17 protein-coding genes are annotated in these 18,676 nt (G+C 63.6%); 9 read left to right on the plus strand and 8 right to left on the minus strand.

Annotated elements, in window-relative coordinates:
• Positions 1 to 99: 99 nt before the first annotated feature.
• Together AC07NG_RS21945 and AC07NG_RS21950 are read left to right on the plus strand one after the other, a co-directional pair.
• Positions 100 to 591: a DUF2840 domain-containing protein gene (locus tag AC07NG_RS21945; protein WP_494596321.1), complete on the plus strand. Its 492-nt coding sequence runs from the start codon at positions 100 to 102 to the stop codon at positions 589 to 591.
• Complete coding sequence (locus tag AC07NG_RS21950; protein WP_494596323.1) at positions 588 to 1,022, plus strand: ribbon-helix-helix protein, CopG family; 435 nt, start codon at positions 588 to 590, stop codon at positions 1,020 to 1,022. Before AC07NG_RS21945 ends, AC07NG_RS21950 begins: the two co-directional genes overlap by 4 nt.
• A 47-nt stretch (positions 1,023 to 1,069) precedes the next feature.
• Here AC07NG_RS21950 and AC07NG_RS21955 read toward each other — a convergent pair whose 3' ends face one another.
• Complete coding sequence (locus AC07NG_RS21955; protein ID WP_494596325.1) at positions 1,070 to 1,282, minus strand: con-10 family general stress protein; 213 nt, start codon at positions 1,280 to 1,282, stop codon at positions 1,070 to 1,072.
• Positions 1,283 to 1,400: 118 nt separating this feature from the next.
• Here AC07NG_RS21955 and AC07NG_RS21960 point away from each other — a divergent pair, with 118 nt between their 5' ends.
• Complete coding sequence (locus AC07NG_RS21960) at positions 1,401 to 1,778, plus strand: response regulator (protein WP_494596326.1); 378 nt, start codon at positions 1,401 to 1,403, stop codon at positions 1,776 to 1,778.
• A gap of 253 nt (positions 1,779 to 2,031) precedes the next feature.
• Here the strand turns inward: AC07NG_RS21960 and AC07NG_RS21965 are convergent, their stop codons facing one another.
• Both AC07NG_RS21965 and AC07NG_RS21970 read right to left on the minus strand, forming a co-directional pair.
• Positions 2,032 to 4,044: a DUF3363 domain-containing protein gene (locus tag AC07NG_RS21965; protein ID WP_494596328.1), complete on the minus strand. Its 2,013-nt coding sequence runs from the start codon at positions 4,042 to 4,044 to the stop codon at positions 2,032 to 2,034.
• Between the two features lie 277 nt (positions 4,045 to 4,321).
• On the minus strand, positions 4,322 to 6,316 hold the full coding sequence (locus AC07NG_RS21970; protein ID WP_494596330.1) for a hypothetical protein: 1,995 nt from the start codon (positions 6,314 to 6,316) through the stop codon (positions 4,322 to 4,324).
• Positions 6,317 to 6,700: 384 nt separating this feature from the next.
• Between AC07NG_RS21970 and AC07NG_RS21975 the strand changes: the two genes are divergently transcribed.
• Entirely contained in the window at positions 6,701 to 9,262 is a 2,562-nt protein-coding gene (locus tag AC07NG_RS21975) for a TIR domain-containing protein (protein ID WP_494596332.1), read from the plus strand.
• Positions 9,263 to 9,370: 108 nt separating this feature from the next.
• Here AC07NG_RS21975 and AC07NG_RS21980 read toward each other — a convergent pair whose 3' ends face one another.
• A complete protein-coding gene (locus tag AC07NG_RS21980) occupies positions 9,371 to 10,243 on the minus strand; it encodes a NaeI family type II restriction endonuclease (protein WP_494596334.1) in 873 nt (290 codons plus the stop codon).
• Between the two features lie 104 nt (positions 10,244 to 10,347).
• On the opposite strand from AC07NG_RS21980, the gene AC07NG_RS21985 reads away from it, so the two are divergent.
• Positions 10,348 to 10,767 (plus strand): very short patch repair endonuclease, encoded by a 420-nt coding sequence (locus AC07NG_RS21985; protein ID WP_494596335.1) that lies wholly within the window; start codon positions 10,348 to 10,350, stop codon positions 10,765 to 10,767.
• Positions 10,768 to 10,769: 2 nt separating this feature from the next.
• Complete coding sequence (locus AC07NG_RS21990; protein WP_494596336.1) at positions 10,770 to 11,735, plus strand: HNH endonuclease; 966 nt, start codon at positions 10,770 to 10,772, stop codon at positions 11,733 to 11,735.
• Here AC07NG_RS21990 and AC07NG_RS21995 read toward each other — a convergent pair.
• The 4 genes from AC07NG_RS21995 to AC07NG_RS22010 form a co-directional block, all read right to left on the minus strand.
• Positions 11,732 to 12,814, minus strand: coding sequence for a DNA cytosine methyltransferase (locus AC07NG_RS21995; RefSeq protein WP_494596337.1), 1,083 nt, complete (start codon positions 12,812 to 12,814; stop codon positions 11,732 to 11,734). The genes AC07NG_RS21990 and AC07NG_RS21995 overlap by 4 nt on opposite strands.
• 58 nt (positions 12,815 to 12,872) lie before the next feature.
• The gene (locus AC07NG_RS22000; RefSeq protein ID WP_494596339.1) at positions 12,873 to 13,532 is read right to left on the minus strand and encodes a helix-turn-helix domain-containing protein; all 660 of its coding nucleotides are present in this window, start codon (positions 13,530 to 13,532) and stop codon (positions 12,873 to 12,875) included.
• Between the two features lie 125 nt (positions 13,533 to 13,657).
• Complete coding sequence (locus tag AC07NG_RS22005; protein ID WP_494596340.1) at positions 13,658 to 14,029, minus strand: response regulator; 372 nt, start codon at positions 14,027 to 14,029, stop codon at positions 13,658 to 13,660.
• A gap of 111 nt (positions 14,030 to 14,140) precedes the next feature.
• Positions 14,141 to 14,758 carry a response regulator transcription factor gene (locus AC07NG_RS22010; RefSeq protein ID WP_494596342.1) on the minus strand — a complete coding sequence of 206 codons (618 nt, stop codon included), beginning with the start codon at positions 14,756 to 14,758 and terminating at the stop codon, positions 14,141 to 14,143.
• Between the two features lie 65 nt (positions 14,759 to 14,823).
• Between AC07NG_RS22010 and AC07NG_RS22015 the strand changes: the two genes are divergently transcribed.
• From AC07NG_RS22015 to AC07NG_RS22025, 3 genes are all read left to right on the plus strand, one after another.
• Positions 14,824 to 16,428 (plus strand): sensor histidine kinase, encoded by a 1,605-nt coding sequence (locus tag AC07NG_RS22015; RefSeq protein WP_494596351.1) that lies wholly within the window; start codon positions 14,824 to 14,826, stop codon positions 16,426 to 16,428.
• A 127-nt stretch (positions 16,429 to 16,555) separates the two neighbouring features.
• A complete protein-coding gene (locus AC07NG_RS22020; protein ID WP_494596344.1) occupies positions 16,556 to 17,611 on the plus strand; it encodes an NAD(P)-dependent alcohol dehydrogenase in 1,056 nt (351 codons plus the stop codon).
• Between the two features lie 200 nt (positions 17,612 to 17,811).
• Positions 17,812 to 18,390: a helix-turn-helix domain-containing protein gene (locus tag AC07NG_RS22025; RefSeq protein WP_494596345.1), complete on the plus strand. Its 579-nt coding sequence runs from the start codon at positions 17,812 to 17,814 to the stop codon at positions 18,388 to 18,390.
• Positions 18,391 to 18,676: the final 286 nt, after the last annotated feature.

Below are 18,676 nucleotides of genomic sequence, written 5' to 3' on the forward strand. Positions count from 1 at the left end.
TAATCTACGTGAAAGCCTGTCTTTCTACGATACCTCTATCGCCGGGGTTGAAGCCTTCACTTCACACCCGATCATGTCGCCTGCTCCCGGAGCCGCGACATGGATCAGCCCGCCCAACTCACGACCGTCGATCTCATGTGGCTGAGGACTCACCTTCAGCGCTGGGTCCGCTTCGGCCGGCCGGCCGCTGAACGGCAGATCAGTCGCCAAAGCAAGGCCGTCAGCTTCCTGCCCGGCTCCGTCTTCGCCGTGGTCCATTGGGAAGCCGGGCTATATGGCACGACCGTCTCCCGCCTCTGGGTCCTACGTGCCGTACCTCATGGCCAACCCTGCGAACGCTTGTCTTTCGTCACCCCCGGCGCCGAAATCCTCCTCGACCTTCGATCGTGGGTGAAGGTGCGCGCGGCGCTGGAAGCCATCGACGCCATAGAGGCCGCCGGCTTTCGCCCCGAAAGCATCTGCCCCGACCACTGGTGCCATGTCGGCGGCCGGATCGCCGTCGCCGAATCCGTCTCGCCCTACACCCGCGCCCGTCACCGCGCTTGGCTGATGCGCAAGCGCCTTGGCCTGACCGACGAGGACGCCGCATGAAGGTCGAAACCAAGGTCTATCTGCCGGCCGACCTCTCCAAGGCGCTGGATCAACTGGCTATCCGCACTCGTAGGCCAAAGTCGGAAATCGTCCGCGCGGCCGTGGCATCCTTCATGTCGCCGGATGGCGCCGAGCGCTCCGAGGCGGCCTTGCTGCGCCGTCTTGACCGCATGAACAGCCGCATCGAGCGTCTGGAGCGGGAGGCGCAAGTCGGCAATGAGGCCTTGGCGATCTTCGTGCGCACCTGGCTAGGCTCGGCGCCTATCGTTCAGTCCGCCGACGAACCGGCGACGCGGGCGCTCGGCCAGACGCGCTACGCCAAGTTCATCGAGGCTCTGGCTCGCCGAATGGCTAGCGGCAGTTCTCTGGCCAATCAGGTGACGGAGACTGGAGGCGGTTCATTCGACGAACAGGCGGCTAGCTCCCGATAGGGCGGGACATGCTCGCACGAACTGCGATGGGCGCGCCTACGACAGCTTCAGTCTTTGATTCTGGTTCGAACCTTTGAGATCCGGCGAGCCTGCGAGCCGCCTTTGGCGCCGGCGGATGCCGCCAAATCACGGCTCTGGGCAAAGCTGCGCTTCTCAGCGGGTACACTGGCTCCACCTTTACGGGCGATCTCGCGCCTTCTTTCAGGTGTCATCGACGCGAACCCCCGGCGCGAGCGTGGAGGATTTTGATCGGTTCCCATCTTTTCCTCTCGTGCTGACGCACGAAACCTCAGGCTGTTTTTCGCGTTAGTCAACCTTGAGCATGGCGTGGCGATGCGACTGCCGTCTCCGTCTTGGTAAGCTGCGCGGGAGGTCGCATTGGCGTGCATTCTGGTCGTCGATGACGATGAGCTTCTGAGGCAGGTCTTTGCCAACGCTCTGGACCAAGCTGGCCACTACATCGAAGAGGCCGAGCACGGCGGTAGGGCAATTGAGAAGCTCGAACGAAGGACGTTCGATCTAGTGATCATCGATCTGCTCATGCCGGTCCGCGAGGGCATCGAAACGATCATGGAGGTAAAGCGCCGGTGGCCGGGCGTTAGGATCATCGCCATGAGCGCAGGCGCCAGACGGATGAGCCCCGGCGGACTTCTTGGCCTCGCGCAAGGGCTGGGCGCTCACGAAGCGCTGGTCAAACCTGCCCCCTTGGAGTTGCTGCTAATGAGCGTGGACCGGGTGCTGAACGAGACGGTATAGGGCGTGTGAGCCCTGTTTCCAGGGTCTAGGAACTCGCCAGCGCGCTACGTACTTTGCATCAAATGATGATTATCGTGGCCAGGTCGAGAAGCGGTTTCGGCGTGCTGACGGGCAGCGACGTCGTCGGAGAATTTGACGAGGCCGATAAGGCCCGCGCCCTAGCCGCTTTGCTCTGCGAACAGGCCAAGGCGCGAGGAGAGGTCGCCGATTGGGTTGACCTCTCAGATGCGACCGCGCCGCCGCTGGTGCGCCGTTAGAGGCCAAGACCCCGGCCCCGCACAAGCTGCCAGGATATGCCGCCGCCGATTTCCACCGTCCCGGCGATCTCCTTGCCGCGATAGCGCTCCATCGCCGGCCGCCACGGGACAAGGCTGAAATCCAGATTGCCCTCGATCACCGCGAACCGCCCCGACGCCAGTTGCACCGTGTCGGTCAGCTTGCCCCTGATGTTCTCGCCGGGTTCGGGGACGCGGAAGGCAAGGCTCTTCTCTCGCGCCATGGCCTCGGCCGTTCGGCTGACCTCCTGGCGCTCCAGGGTGGTCAGAAGATCGCGCTTGGGCCGCCACGCGCCGTTCGCGTCGAAGACCGCATGGCCCCTGCGAACCAGATGATGCCGACGACGCTCTAGCGCCCGGTCAACCTCGCCGCCAAAGCCCTGCGGCGCGGCCTCGAGCGCGGTCTTGCCGACGAGCTGGCGATCGAGCCAAGTCGCGCCGTCGCTGCCGATCTGCTTTTCGAGATCGAAGGCTGAGAGAAGCCGAACCTGCGCCCGCCGGCCCTTTTCCAAATCGAAGGCCTCGGCGCGGCTCTGGAAGTCTCTAGGGACGCTCCAGACGTCTTGGCTCCACCGCTCGACCACGCCGCCCCTGCGCAGCGCTTCTAGGCGGCGAACATGGGCTTCGACCAAGTCGTCAGCATTGGCGCCGGGAGGAAGCCGCATCTCGCCGCTCAAGAGCCGCTGACGGTGCTCGCTGGGCCGGTAGACGCCATCCTCAGCCAGGGAGGCGATGGTGCGATCCGCCGGACGACCGGCCGGCCTTGCGCCGGTCTCGACGATCGAGCCGATGCGGATATCCGAGGCGGCCTCGCCATCGACCTCGACGTGACGGACCCCACCGTCCAGGCCATCGACGACCAGGCCGATACGGTCGCCAAGCTCGTCGGTCAGGCGCTTGTCGATCACCCGCCCGACCTTGGGCGCGGAGGCCTCGCCGGCAGGGTCGATCACGAAGGTCTCGGGCGCGGCCTCACGGCCTCGGCGCCTGACCGCGCGGCTCATGGCCCGGATAATGTCGCCGCGCTCGCCCATGGCCTTCAAGGTCGGCTCCATGTCCTCAGAGAGCCGCCAGACGCCGGGCGAGGTCTGCTTGGCCAGGTCCATGCGCTCAAGGGCCTTCAGGCGGCCTTGGCGCAACGTCGTCTCGGCCTCGGCGCGGACCTGACCGGCGATGGGGCGCACGTCCACGGTGCGCTCCGGGCTCATGTCGGCCACGAGGCTGCGGTCGATGCTGGTGAACCGCTCGGCGCTGACTTCGGCCTCTCGCTTGCGGGCGACCTCAAGCTCTGTCTGCGGCCCTAGCTCCAGGGTCGCTAGATCCTGGGCGCGGCGGCGAAGGCCGTGGGTGATGTAGTCCTGGCTGATGACGAGATCCCTCCCGAACTCGTCCTTTCCCCGGATCACGACATGGCTGTGAGGGTGGCCGGTGTTGAAGTGATCCACCGCCACCCAATCGAGCTTCGTCCCAAGGTCACGCTCCATCTGGCTCATCAGGTCGCGTGTGAAGGCGCGCATGTCCGAAAGCTCCGCGCCGTCCTCGGGCGCGACGATGAACCGGAACTGGTGGCGGTCGCCCACGCCGCGCGAGGTGAAGGCGCCGCCGTCCACGCCTTCGCTGTCGCGGTCATAGAGTTTGGCGGGCTCGCCTTCGCGGGTGACGCCGTCGCGGACGAGGTAGCGCAGATGCGCGCCGGCCGCTTGGCTTCCGGTCTTCATGGTAACGATGCGCGCCTTGATGACGACCCGGCGTCCCGCCCCGCCACCGCCGCGAAAGCGAATGGCGTTGGCTACGTCCTGGCCCTTGCCGATCCGCGAGCACTTGCCCGGCGCCGTCGGCGGCCGCGCCGATCGGCCGCCAGCCTGCCGCGAGCGGGAGGGTTTGGCCCGTCCGACGAGGCGCGAAAGACGCTGAGCGCCGCGCACGACCTGTCCGCCATCATTGCCGATGCGGCCGGGGCGCAGCGCGAAATCCAGCAGATGATCGTCCATGCCCCGAGCTTGCGCCCAAGGCCGTCAACCGCAAGCGGGGACGGGTTTGGTGAGGGTCAGGGCGCAGAAAAAGAAAGGTTCGGCGCTTTCGCCAAGACCTCCCCTCCAAGGGGTGGGCCGGGAAAATCCAGTGTGCAGACAATCGCGTGTGGGGGTCATGGCCCCGGACGCTTCAATCTTGCGATCCTCCCTTACCCTGCCTTTCACCGCTCCAGCCCTCATTTTCAGCCGCCTTCCATAGGACGGGCGACGCACTGAGTGCGCCGCCCGCATGCGGCTAGATCGTCCAAACCTGGTTCAAGACCTGCGCCGCCAACGCCGCCTTATCCTGCGGAAGGAAACGCCCGTAGTGCTCGGCGATGGTGTCGGGCGTGTCCTGGATCGCGTAACTCGCCTGCTCGAAAGAGCCGGTCCGCTTGAGGACGTGGGTGGCCAGCACGTCGCGCACATTGTGCGGACCGTGGGGCAAAAGACCCTCGATGGCGCCGCGCCCGGTGTAGGGATTGTAGATCCCGTAGCGCTGAATGATCGAGCGCCACGCCTCATAGAAAGTGTGCTGCTCGTAGGCCGGATTGGTGCTGATCGTCTTCACCGTCTTGATGAAGAACGTCCGTGGATCGGCCCGACCTCGCAGCAGCGTCGGCCGGTCCTTGGCCAGATAGACGTCGATCTCGTCGTACAGGCCATCGAGATCTTGCAGGATCAGACGCAGCGGGCTTTTGCGGAAGAAGGACGAGCCGGCGTTCTTGAACGCCACAGCCGGAACAAGCACCTCCCATCCGCCCTCGCGGTCGCTCCACCGCATTTCGCCCCGTTTCAGGCCCTCAAGCTGCTTTTCCGGAGTCGCGCTGCGCCCGCGCGGGACGAACAGCAGCTCCCGCAGGTTCTTCTGCCGAAGGCCAAGGTGAAGGCCGATGCGAAGCATCAGATAAGCCCGCGTCGCCTCGGCCGCTGCAACCGGAAACCGGCGGCGGTCGGGCCGCAGGCGGCGCACTTCCTCGCCGATCTTCCGGTACTCACCAAGCGGGCTATCAGCCTCCAGAACGGGAAGGATCGGCTCGAACGGATCGCGATGGACGCGCGCCACCCGGTCGATTTCGCGTGTCCGAACGAGCGCATGGCGGTGCATGGTCTCGCAGACCGCATCCCAGTCAGCGTGCGCCGCCTCGACGTCTTCCAAGCTGATCAGCCCCTCAATAGGGCGCAGATAGCTGGCTAGATGCGGTGATTGCCGAAGCCAACCCGTGCCCTTGCGTGTGAGGCCGGCGATGACGATCAGCATCTCGCTTTCCCACCGCGTGAAGAAACCGCGCTTGGTCTCGCGCCAACGCAAGTACCAGTCCCAAACGGGCGGGAAGAGCAGCATCGCGAAGGTCAGGGAGCGAAGCGGCGCGCCATAGCCGCGCAAATCGCCCTCGGGACATGCCGCCAGGGCACCGAACATCAGCCCCAGGTGATCCATCTTCTGATCTGCCGTCGCTTCGTTCCAGACGCCGTTTCGGCCCTTGCCGCTGGTGGTCAGGGTCGCGGTCTTGAAGAGGCGTAGGTCCCTGGCCTCGGCGTCGAGAACCGGCGGCGCGCGGTCGGCGCCAAGCGGTCGCCCGACGACGACCTCGCCGCCGTCAGCCAGGCGATCGGCCAGCGCGGCGGGCCGGGGCATAGGCAGCGGGCGGTTGCCCTCCGAGAAGCGGAACGAGAACCGATAGAGCTGCGCGTTGGCGTGATAGCGGCGGTACTCGGTCGAGCCGGACACGACGACGGTCCGCACCCATTCTAGGATCTCGTCGCGCTTGGCCTTAGGCAATCGGTCGAAGTCGTCAGGCAGATGCCAGGCGATCCGGCGGCGTTCGGCCGTAGAAAGCTTCTCCAGGCCGCCGCCCGTGACCATCCGGCTTGGGTGCGTGAGCTTGGCGCGGAAATAGCCCTCGGGGAGCCGATAGCGGGCCTCGATCGCGGTCAGGATGCGGAAGGTGGAGGTGCTTCGCGGCTCCTTCTTGCGCCGCTGCCACATGTAGAGGGTCTGGACGTCGATCTTGTCGCCGCTGGCGGCGAGCGCCTTGTGGAGGGCGTAGATGGTCTCGCCATGGCGGCGGACGTGTAGGTCCAGGGCGGCGGCAAAATCACCAGGGTCTTCCCACTCGGTCCAGAGAGGATCAGGTCGGGCGACAATCGGGTGGGTCTTGTAGACCCTCTTTGGTTTGGTCGTGGTTCGGCGGTTTTGCACAGAGAGGCGCGCGCCCTTGAGCGGCGCGGCTTTGATTTTGGAAGGCATGTTGTTCGCACAGACGCGCGGACCTGTTGTCCGCATGGTCTAGACACGCCGATCGCCCCTGTCCGGCAGCGCGCTCGAGAAATTTTCACAGCGTGTCCGCGATACTTCACAGCTAACTCGCGGGCCGGACTAAGTCCTGTTGATAACCGAAAGCGCATCACAAGAGAAAGCTAGGTCGAAGCGTGCGCCTATCCGGCAGATCCAGCTAGGCTGGTAAGTCCGTTGTGCGGGCAGGCGCGTAGGAGAGCTGTGGCCCATGAGTCTTCGATCTCGCTGCTCCCTAGCCTCGACCGCAACCTTGGCTCGAAAATTCCTCACGCTTAGCTGTTGAAGCGGCGTGCGCAGCGCTTCAATCTAAACCGAACGGTCGCACATGGGTTTGACATGCTAACTCAGGTCTTTCTGTCGCTCTCATTCGCCGATGCGGATTTCGTAAGGGCAGTTCACAACCGCTTGCCGCGCGGCTTGGCCCACTTTTACGAAAAGAGCTTCGAAAACGGAGAGGCGCTCCTAACTGCAATGGAGCGCGCGATCGCTGCGAGCGGTGTCTTCGTTCTGTTCGCTTCAGAGGCTTCCCTGAAATCAAAGGCGGTACTCTTTGAGATCAGTCAGGCAAGGGCGCAGGCCGTTTTCGGCAAGGGAGTTAGGCTCCTTATTTTTCCAACGGACAGCCGGGTCAGCTTCAGTGATCTGCCCGAGTGGCTACAAGGCCACTGGATGATTAAAGCGGGCATGAGCCCTCCGGACATTGCTCGCTACATCACAACGACGCTGCTATCTCCCAGCAATGGCTTGATCGGCAAAATTGAAGTGAAAGGGCGCGGCGGGACGGGCGATCGGCTGGACAATACCGCCGCAAGACACTTGCAACGCACCGGCAAGATGCCAAACGTTTACGTTTTGGCCGGATTTCCCGGCATAGGGCGGCGAACTTTTGCTCAGTACTTTATGAATAAATATCTAAGCGCTTCGCCAAATCTCGCCTACGGCCCCTCGATCTTGTTACCATCTCAGGCTGATCCCGCAGATTTGTATCGAGCATTGCGCTCAGAGACCAGCACAGTATCCCCCGGTGAACTCTCCGACGATTTAGATGTCTTTCAGCAGGCGTCACACGAAGAGAGGACCTCGGAACTACTTAGACTACTTTCTCATTTCTGGGCGCTGGATCAATCTGTAACGATTGTGAGTGCAAATGGATTCTTTGAAGATCAAGGCGAGGCGAAGGGGTGGGTAATAGATTTACTTTCTGCCATTCCGCCTGAGGCAACGCTTTTCCTTGTCAGCAACAGGCAGTTCGACGAAGACGAGCTTGGCGCAATAGGTCATGCAGTGCAGATGCGTGTCGAGGAATTATCCGATGACGCAACGTTGACGCTAATGATTCACACCGCCAAAGACATGGGGCTGTCTGAATTCAAAATATCATCGCAAACTCTATCTGCGATCGGCGGGCACGCCGATATTGCAAATGCTGCGGTAAAGCTTGCAAGCCAAAAAGGAATTTCTGTGCTGGAGAGGGATCCTGCACAGCTCATGAATATTCAATCCACCATACTCGGAGAGGTGGTTGATGCTGCCTCGTTACCTAAATCAGAGAAGCTAATATTGGACATTCTCAGCTGGGTTCCCGCGCTTGGCGGGGACCTGCTTGAGAAGGTCGCCGAGAGAGCTGGCGATCTAAGTCAAGACGGCACTGCTTCGGCGTGTGAGGCACTGCGCCGAGCCTGCCTGATCACAATCAACGGGTTTGCGTACGCCATCTCGCCCGCTATCCGGCAACTCTATCGCAGGCGCAATCCAACCCCTCAGGGGGTTACTGATGCCCTGGCCAGCATTCTATCTAGCGCGTGGCTGGAAGCGGAAAAGCGTGGGGACTTTAGGGAAGACGTATTCGAGGCATCTATTTTTGTACAAACGATGCAAGGCCTCCCGGTTCCAGACGGCTTGAAGAACCTTATTTCTCCGGGATTTCTTAGCGACCTGGTCAAGGAAAATTATGCCAGAGCAAAAAGCTCGGAGGACGATGGAGAACTTAGAAGGGTAATTTCACTTGGGCTTTTGTCTAAAGACATGAGCATGAGCGAGGCGGTTAGAGAGGACATTCTCTCAACCACCGTAAGTGCGCAAATCCGGGCCTCGCAGTTCGACGACGCTGAAGCACTGATAAAGTTCATGACTGAACGCCGATATCGGTCAGTTCTTTTCCTTGAGGGGCATAAACTTCGCAAGCAGGGCAAGTATCCGGAGGCCATAACCCTACTACGCGAGGCTGTGCGCGCGAACAAGTTTAATAGAGCCGCCCTAAATGAATTAGCTCGCGCCTATAAACTTCAAGGGGATTACCCTGCGCTCCGTAAATTGTTGTCCCAGCCGGGCCGATCAATAAACGATAGCGCCATTCTTACAGATTTCGAGATTGGGCTTAATCTCGCCCAAAATAAAATTCCTGAGGCACAGGCCGGAATAGCACGACTGAGGCTAATGCCGGACAATGATGGTCGATCCGATAGACGAGAAGCGCAGCTTCTTATGAAGCAGCGTCGGTGGCCCGAAGCACGAGATGTTCTGACTGACATTTTGGATCAGAGATCAAGCAGCAAATTTTTGACGAGATCACTTCGCGCCCAGGCCGCTGCCTGGGCCGGAGACGAAAAAACTGCGCGACGCGACATCGAAGCAATCAGGAAAATGAGTGGTCGAGAGGGGGTTGCAACCCGACTTGAAATTGAACTACTTGCCGCTCAAAGGCTTATTCCTCAAGCTGAGGCGCTTCTCAGCACATTGAAAGTCATGACGCCGCAAGATTATTTGCTGCAAGCTCGCGTCCTAGATGTCAAAGCTGAACTCACTGGGACCGGGATGTCGGAAGCTCAGCGATTGCGGACCAGGGCCCAGGAGCTAAGGCAGCAATACGGAGGTGGACAAGATGCATATGAAGAATAGTTCATGTCGTGGTTCGGCGCGAGCATTGGTAATAATGCCGGTATATATTGAGACGGCTAGTAGTTGTCAGCCTTGGGTCGTGCTTGCTCCAGGGAGGCTCCGTCCGGATCAACGGATCTTTCGGGCGCTGCGGAGCCGTTGCTCTTGGCTCGACGTCGTAGGTTTTACCGCGACGAAATCGTCAGCATCGAGGGTATGTCCGAACTCGTGAGCAAGGCTGACATCGAGAAAACCCGAGAGCAGGGCGATGCCTTTTGCAGCTAAAAGGTCTCGCGCTCCCCCGTTGGCGCGAAGGCGCTTAAGGGGATCTTTCTGGTCGTGTAGCAGCGCAGTGACCACAGTGCGATCCACAACACGACCGAGATTCTCCTCGAAGAACAGTGCCGCCCTGGGCTTGCCGTAGCGGATGTCGTTGCGGAGCCGTCGAAAGAGCTCCATGTCGATGCCGTCCCAGCGACTTTTCGGCCAAGGCATATCGACGACGATCCAAAGGATCGACTTGCGCCCAGCCGCTGAGACGGTTCGTTTGCGATCGCGGTTACCACCGCTGGTCAAATTGGCGGGGCGAGCCAACATGACGCCCATACTTGAGATCCGGTCGTCTTCGTTTGAGATCACCAGGAGAAGCGGCTCGTCGTTGCGGAAACTCTCCGGCGGAACCATCCAGTCCCGACCCACCGTATGTTTGATGTCGATATCGTGCTCGGCCAAACGCATGTCCCGAGAGATACCGATGGGCGCATCAAGGTAGTCGCGAAGAAAATGCTCGACCTTGGTGCCGATGAACGCCTTCTCCTGGCGATCAAGCTGGCCGACGCTCGTCCGGCCAGTGCGGACGGAATCGAGGACGAATTCGATCGCCTCGACCATCTTTTCGGCAAACAGGCGGGCGGGCTTGAGCGCCATGCGCGCGCGGATTTCGTCGGCTATGGTCGACAAAACGAGATAGTCGGGATGAGACGAAGCGAGCGTGTCGGTCACCGAGATGCGATTCTATAGGTTGCCTTGAGTTTTCTTATCACGAGCGCTGAAGGATTCGGCGAAGCGTTGCCGCAGCCCTCTTTTCCCGGGAGGGTTGCGCCCGCATGGCCGACAAACTGACCACTCCCGTTCGCAGCGCGTTGATGGGGCGTGTGCGCAACAAGAACACCGCACCTGAAACGGCGGTCCGCCGTGTGCTGCACGCCATGGGCTATCGGTTCCGTCTACACAGCAAGCAACTACCGGGCACACCCGACATCGTGCTCGCGCGTCACCGCACAGCGATTATGGTCCATGGGTGCTTCTGGCACGGTCATCAGGGGTGCCGTCGAGCGAAACTTCCGGAAACGAGAAGGGAGTTCTGGGAATCGAAAATCGACCGCAACATCGCTCGCGACGGTGCCGCGCTCGCCGAGCTGGAAAAGCTTGGCTGGCGGTCTTTGGTGGTATGGGAGTGCGAGCTCAAGGACGATGAAGCCTTGCGCCAGCGATTAAGAAGCCACTTTGAGGGGACGACGAAATAGGAATGGCGCGACGTCCGAAGACCAACGAACCGGAAACCCTGCGCGCCGACTTGGCGAAACTGATCGACGATTTTACGCGGACATTGAGCGAGGAGAGCCTTCGCAAACAGGTCCAAGCCCTGGTGCCGGCGTCGCGCGCCCTTAGGGACCTGGGCGCTTCGTTGGTCCAGGCAGACCGTCCGATGTCCGGGCGCGAGCGCATTCTGGCTTATCTTCGCGCCAATGTCGGTCAGGTGGTCCCGGGAGAAGAATGCATGATCGTCGCTGGTATCGGCGATTATCCGCGACGGATCCGCGAGTTGCGCTGCGAAATGGGGTGGCCAATCCTGTCGGGCGTGGCGGCTAAGGAAATGCGTGAGGCAGCCGCCGAAGAAGGCACCTCTGCCGAGTTAGCGCAGGCGTTCCCGCCGATGGCGGTGGACGACTACATGTTGGTGGAAGATCGGCGTGACGAGGATGCAGCCCGGCGCTGGAAGACTGCCAATTCCATTCGCCGTAGCGACGAAGGCGTGCAGTCCAAGATGCTAGCTTATCTACGCGCCAACGTCGGCAAACACGTGACCAGTGAGGAGCTGCGCTACGTGGCTGGCGATGCGACCGAGTGGGCCAGACGAACGCGGGAGTTGCGGACCGAGGAAGGCTGGCCGGTGATCACCCGTTTTAGCGGAGACCCGAGTCTCGCCGTCGGGATCTACATCCTGGCCGAAGACAAACAGTCGCCGCCGCATGATCGGTACATTAAGGAGATCGTCCGGCGCGAGGTGATGGAACGCGATGATTGGAGCTGTCGTTGGCGTGGATGTGGATGGTCGCACGATCGAGCGATGTTCGACCCACGATTCCTAGAGGTTCATCACATTCAGGCGCACGCCAAGGGCGGCTCCAACGCGGCGGTGAACCTGGTGACCCTATGCAACTTACATCATGACGAGACCCACCGTTCGGGCCAGCTAGACCTTGAGCCTTAAGCGGCTACCCGCGCATAGGCCGCATCGAGCAGACCCTTGACCACTTTGGAAATCGCGCCGCCCAAATGGGGCGGCACGGCGTTGCCGATCTGGCGGGCGATCTCGGTCTTAGTGCCGACAAACTCGAAATCGTCTGGGAAGCCCATCAGCCGGGCGGCTTCTCGGTGCGTGATGGGCCGATGCTGCTCGGGATGCAGGTAGCGGCCCTTTTCGGGCTTGAAGAACTCAGTCCGAATGGTGACCGACGGGCGGTCCCACCACAGGCGGCCGAACAGGTCGGTACCGCCGCTAGTCTTGCGGATCCAGCAGTCCGGAGTGATCTGTGGCGCATTTCGTTGCAGGTCAAACCGGTTGCCGCCAGGCGGCACGGCCTTGTAGCGGGCAATGCTTTTGTCGGTCGGCGTCCGCCCGAAATGCAGATTGTACGGGGGGGGCGCGTCGGGGCGGATTTCGGTGCCGACGGGTTTGGGAAGGTCGGCGATTTCATCACGCACGGTCCGCCAGGCCGGAAGGTTACTCTTCAGGCTAGGCGCGGCATGTGATGCCATAGGCGGGAAGTTAGGCAGCACGTTCATGTCGCGCCGCCAGCCGATGATTACCGTCCGTTTGCGTGTTTGCGGGGAGCCATAGTCGGCAGCCAGCAGCACATCGGCCACCACATCAAAACCCATGGCGTCGGCCCGCTCACGGATCAGCGCAAACTCCGGCGACTTGAAGAGCTCAGCAACATTTTCGATGACGAAGACGCGCGCGCCGCTACGCTCGACGATGTCCATGTACGGCTGCCAAAGGGCGCGCCGGGAATCACCGCTGCGTCGTTTGTTGAGAAGGCTGAAGCCCTGGCAAGGCGGGCCGCCGATTACGACGTCGGCTTGAGGGATGTCGCGATCTTCCGCTACGCGCGCTTCGATGTCGCCGCAGTCGGCGTGATCGCCGAAATTGGCCGCGTAAGTCAGCGTCGCAGCCTTGTCGAAATCCAAGGCCCAAACGCTTTCGAAGCCGCCGCCGAAGCGCTTGTCGGTGAACCCCAGGGTCATGCCGCCAGCACCGGAGAAGAGGTCGATCACACGATAGGCCATAGAATCCTCATGACGCGAGCCGCCGATGATCGGGGGCGATCCGTTTCGATGAACCAGTTCACGGTATCAGGTTCCCCAATCGTTCTGAATCGGGAAAATTTGAACCTGAGGCGAAATTCGCATCCTTAGTAAGTCGCGCATTTGCACCCGATTCGACCTCGTCGCCGACGTCGAACTGGGATGATGCAGCTTGGCGCTTGGCTGGCGATGGTCCTTGGCTTCGATCTGAGGTCGAAGCTTTTGCGCCGGTTTCCGCCCAGGCGAGAACGTCTGCTGAACCGTAAACTACACGGCCGCCGAGCTTTCTGTAGGCTGGGCCGGTACCATGGCTACGGTGCTTTTCCAGGGTTCTCGCGGAGAGCCTCAGCAACTGCGCCGCTTCTGCAGTTGAGAGATAGCGCGGCGGGTTTTGGGTGTCGAAAGCAGAAGGCAGTGTCTTCGCTTGGGAGGAGCCCATCATTTTCACTTCTGCCCACGCAAAGAGATCGGCCAGGGCGTAGAGCACCTGGTCATCAGTCTGTTGATAGGCGGGACCGCCCCCATACGCCCTGTAGCGCTTAAGTTGATCGAGAGAAATCCGAAGCAGTTGCGCTGTCTCGGTCTCGGAAAGATCTCGGACGGGGATGTAAGTATGGCAGGTATCCATAATGATAACCCTGGTTGCGCCCAGTGACGCTATGACGGGCTTTGCGATCCCGATCTCGTGCTCGAAGCCCACGCGAACACGGAAATTCGCGTGTTAGAGAGCTCCCGCGTAGATGTAGTGGTCGCCGTCTTTCGATTCTGCGCGCCATTTTCCTAAAATCATGAAACTGCCCGCCGCCGGTCGCGCCGTCGTCCGCGCTAACGGCCGGCCAGGGCCGACTCCAGGCACTTTACGATGCTGTCGCCGCTGAAAGGTTTCTTCAGGAAGCAGGCGGCGCCGAGGGCGAGGCCGCGGGCGCGGGCGCGGGCGTCGTCGAAGGCGGTGATCAGGATGACGGGGGTGGCCAGGCCGCGTTCGCCCAGGGCCAGTTGCAGGTCGAAGCCGGAGAGGCCGGGCATCTGGACGTCGCTGATCAGGCAGTCGGCGCCGGACGAGACCTCCGACGCCAGGAAGGCGGCGGCCGAGGCGAAGGTGGCGACGCGGTGGCCCAGCGAGCGGATCAGGGCTTCCAGGGAAGCCCGGACGGCTTCGTCGTCGTCGACCACGGCAATCAACGGGGCTTGCGACACCTACTCGTCCCTTCCGGTCCCGCCGGGGGCGCGCGGACTGGCGGCGGGCGGCGGGTGGGATCTATCTGCCCCAGACCGGCCGGCGGCGGAATCATACTCGGGTGTATGGCGTCATGTCGCAGGGGCGACGCCGAGCAGCTCGGCCATGCGCACGAACTCCAGCATCGAGCGCGCCTCCATCTTCCGCATGGCCGAGCCGCGGTGGATCTTCACCGTGATCTCGGAGAGCCCGATCTCGAAGGCGATCTGCTTGTTCATCAGGCCGGCGGCGACCAGGGCCATGACCTGGCGCTCGCGGGCGGTGAGGGTGTCGTAGCGGCGGCGGGCCTCGTCGAGCCCCGAGCGTTCAGCGCGCTGGGCCTGGTCGCGGCCGATGGCGGTGGTCACCGCGTCGAGCATGTCCTGGTCGCGGAAGGGCTTGGCCAGAAAGTCGACGGCGCCGGCCTTCATGCCGCGCACGGTCATCGGGATGTCGCCGTGGCCGGTCATCAGCACCACCGGCATGCGGATGTCGGCGGCGTTGAGCTGGGCCTGGAAGTCGAGGCCGCTGACGCCGGGGAGCCGTACGTCCAAGACGAGGCACCCCGCGTCGTGCGCATGTCCGGAGCGAAAGAAGTCCTGGGCGTTGCCGAACAGGCGCGTCTCCAGCCCGACCGAGCGGAACAGGCTGTCCAGGGCTTCGCGTATGGCCCCGTCGTCGTCGACAATGTGCACCGTCGGAACCGACATGAGGGCGATAGCTGGACCAACCACTGCGCGCCGTCAATAAAGGGGCGCAACCTTCGGTGATCTCGATGCGCGACCACCCCGACGTCTTGAACGTTTCGACCGAATCCCTGCTCGGCCTGCTGGACACGGCCCGCGAGCCGATCCTGGTGCGCGACCTGGAGGGGCGGATCCTGTTCTGGAACCAGGGGTGCGAGGCGCTGTACGGCCACAGCCGCGAGGCGGCCCGCCACGCCCATGCGCCGCGGTTGCTGGAGACGGTGTTCCCGGCCCCGCTGGAGGAGATCAACGCCCGCCTGCTGGCGCAGGGCGCCTGGCGGGGCGAGGTCACCCGGCGGCTGGCCGACGGTCGCCAGGGGGTGATCGACCTGCGCTGGTCGCTGCGCCGCGACGCCTCGGGCGCGCCAGCCGAAATCCTGGAGACCGGCCGCGACGTCACCGAGGCCCGCAAGGCCGAGGAGGCCCTGCGGCGCAGCGAATACCGCTTCCGCAACGTGTTCCACGCCATGAGCGTGTCGTTCTGGGAGCTGGATTTCTCGGCCCTGGCGGGAATGTTCGGGGCCCTGCGCGCCAAGGGCGTGACCAGCCTGCGGGCCCACATCGCCGAGAACCCGCGCTTCGTGCGGCAGATGATGGAGGCCAGCCAGGTCGTCGACGTCAACGAGAAGTCGCTGCAGCTGTTCGAGGCCACGCGCGAGCAGCTTCTGGGTCCGGTCGACCGCTTCTGGCCGCCGAGCAGCGAGCACGTCTTCGCCGCCAGCGTCATCGCCGCCCTGGAGAAGAAGCCGCATTACGAAAGCGAGGCGCGGTTCCGCACCTATGATGGTCGCGAGTTCGACGGCCTGTTCACCTGCTGCTATCCGCGCGAATACCTGCCGCAGGGGGCGACCCTGGTCGGGGTCATCGACATCACCGACCGCCTGCGCGCCCAGGAGGATCTGCAAAGGGTGCAGGCCGAGCTGGCCCATGCGGCGCGGATCTCGACCCTGGGCGAGCTGACCGCCTCGATCGCCCACGAGGTCAACCAGCCGCTGTCGGCCATCGTCACCAACGGCGAGGCGGGGCTGCGCTGGCTGAAGCGCGAGACGCCGGACCTGGAGGAGGTGCGCCGGGCCTTCGACCGGATGATCGGCGAGGCCAACCGCGCCTCGGGCGTGATCGGGCGCATCCGCACCATGGCCGTCAAGGGCGAGCCGGAGACGACGCGGCTGGCGCTCGGCGCGCTGGTCGAGGACGCCGTGCTGCTGGTGCGGCGCGAGCTGACGGCCAATGGGGTGGCCCTGCGCGTGCAGGTTCCCGCCGACCTGCCGGAGGTGGACGGCGACCGGGTCCAGCTGCAGCAGGTGCTGGTCAACCTGATGGTCAACGCCGTGCAGGCGATGGCGGATACCGATGCGCAGGAGCGGGTGCTGACCGTTCGCGGGGCCGTGGAGGACGAGGCGGTGGTGCTGTCGGTGGCCGACAGCGGGCCGGGCGTGGCGCCCGAGCGCCTGCCGCAGCTGTTCAACGCCTTCTACACCACCAAGTCCGGCGGGATGGGCATGGGGCTGTCGATCTGCAAGACCATCGCCGAGGCCCATGGCGGGACGATCGTCGTGACTTCGGAGCCGGGGGAGGGCGCGCGGTTCGATCTTCGACTGCCCCTGGCGGCCGCGTCGCAAGAGGTCGATTGATGAATTTTGCTCATCGAGCCGTGAAAGGCTGAGCGGCTAATTTTACGATCGCGCGCGCGCTAGATTGGCCCCGCAAGATCCCTCGCGGGTCTTCCTCCCCCAAAAAGCCAATCGGAACATCCTGCACATGGCCATCAAAGCCTATGGCGCCTTCGCCGCCGACAAGCCGTTGGAAGCGATGGACATCACCCGCCGCGCCGTCGGCGCGCACGACGTCCAGATCGAGATCGCCTATTGCGGCGTCTGCCACTCCGACCTGCACACCGTGCGCTCGGAATGGGCCGGCACCCTCTTCCCCTGCGTGCCCGGCCACGAGATCGTCGGTCGCGTCTCGGCCGTCGGCGGTTCGGTCAGCCGCTTCAAGGAAGGCGACGTGGTCGGCGTCGGCTGCATGGTCGACAGCTGCAAGCACTGCCACTCGTGCGACGACGGCCTGGAGCAGTTCTGCGAGAACGGCTTCGTCGGCACCTATAACGGCCCGACCGAAGACGCCCCCGGCCACACCCTGGGCGGCTATTCGCAGCAGATCGTCGTCAATGACGGCTTCGTGCTGAAGATCAGCCACCCCGAGGAGCAGCTGGCCGCCGTGGCCCCGCTGCTGTGCGCCGGCATCACCACCTGGTCGCCGCTGCGCCACTGGAACGTCGGTCCGGGCAAGAAGGTCGGTATCGTCGGCATCGGCGGCCTCGGCCACATGGGCGTCAAGCTGGCCCACGCCCTGGGCGCGCACGTGGTGGCCTTCACCACCTCGGAAGCCAAGCGCCAGGACGCCCTGGACCTGGGCGCCGACGAGGTCGTGGTGTCGCGCAACGCCGATGAGATGGCCGCCCACGCCAACTCGTTCGACTTCATCCTCAACACCGTCTCGGTCAGCCACAGCCTCGACGCCTTCACCGCCCTGCTGAAGCGCGACGGGACCCTGTGCCTGGTCGGCGTGCCGGAACACGCTCACCCGAGCCCGGACGTCGCCGCCCTGATCTTCAAGCGCCGGTCGATCGCCGGCTCGTTGATCGGCGGCATCGCCGAGACCCAGGAGATGCTCGATTTCTGCGCCGAGCACGGCATCGTCTCCGACATCGAGATGATCAAGATCCAGGAGATCGAGACCGCCTACGAGCGCATGCAGAAGAGCGACGTGAAGTACCGCTTCGTGATCGACAGCGCCTCGCTGGCCGAGGGCTGACGGGCCGGGTCCGCGCGGCGTCGAAAGCCGCGCGGACCCACCTCGCAAGGTAGCGATCCCATACCTGGGTATGACCCCGCCAAACCCAGGGACTGCGACGATAAGCGCGGGTGCGATGGCGACGTGCGTCGCGCTCGCAGAACAATGATCCTCGAAAACGAAGGGGCCCGTCGGGGCGCCCGCAGTCAGGGATCGAAACCATGTCCTTCCTCGCCCCGTCATCCTTCTCCGACGCCGCCCCCTCCACCGGCCTGATGGCCGCGCGGGAACTGGCGGGCGAGCCCCGCGGCTTCGCCGACCTGCGCGAGGTGCTCGGCGCCCTGGAACGGTCGCTGGAGCGTTCGGCCGAGCCGGAGGCCGCCACGGCCCGGGCCCTGATCGCCAAGGCCTCGGCCCTTGTCGTCGGCGTCGCCGCGCCGCAGGTTGCGCCGGCCGTGCAGGGCGGCCTCGCCCCCTGGCAGGCCCGCAAGCTGCGCAAGCACATCGACGAGGGCCTGGAGGGCGATCTCAGCACGGCGGCCCTGGGCGCCCTGGTGGCGCTCAGCCCCAGCTATTTCGGCCGCGCCTTCAAGGTCACCTTCGGCCAGACGCCGCACGCCTATGTCACCCGTCGGCGGCTGGAGGCGGCCCAGTACATGATGCTGACCACCCGCGAGCCGTTGAGTCAGATCGCTTATCTTTGCGGCTTCGCCGACCAGTCGCACCTGTGCCGGCTGTTCCGCCGCGCCATGGGCGCCGCGCCCCAGGCCTGGCGCCGGGCTCACCGCCTGGCGGCCTGAGCGCGCCAGGGTTAGGTGTGGGCGGCTAACCCGCCCGGGCGCGCGCCCGAGATAGGGTTCCTCTCCACTACGCGACCGTTCCGGCCACACGTCGCGCGTGTCCCGCCGATCCGCGCCAAACCTTTCCCGGGAGACTTCCAGGAGAGACGGCCATGGCGAAGTGGTTGAAGAGCGGTGCGGATGCGGGCGTTGTGGCGGCGGCGGACCGTGCGGTGCGCGAGACGGTGGAGGGGATCCTCGCCGACGTGGCGGCGCGGGGCGATGCGGCGGTGCGCGAGCTGTCGGC

The sequence above is a fragment of the Caulobacter sp. GW821-FHT10C03 genome, from assembly GCF_059415485.1.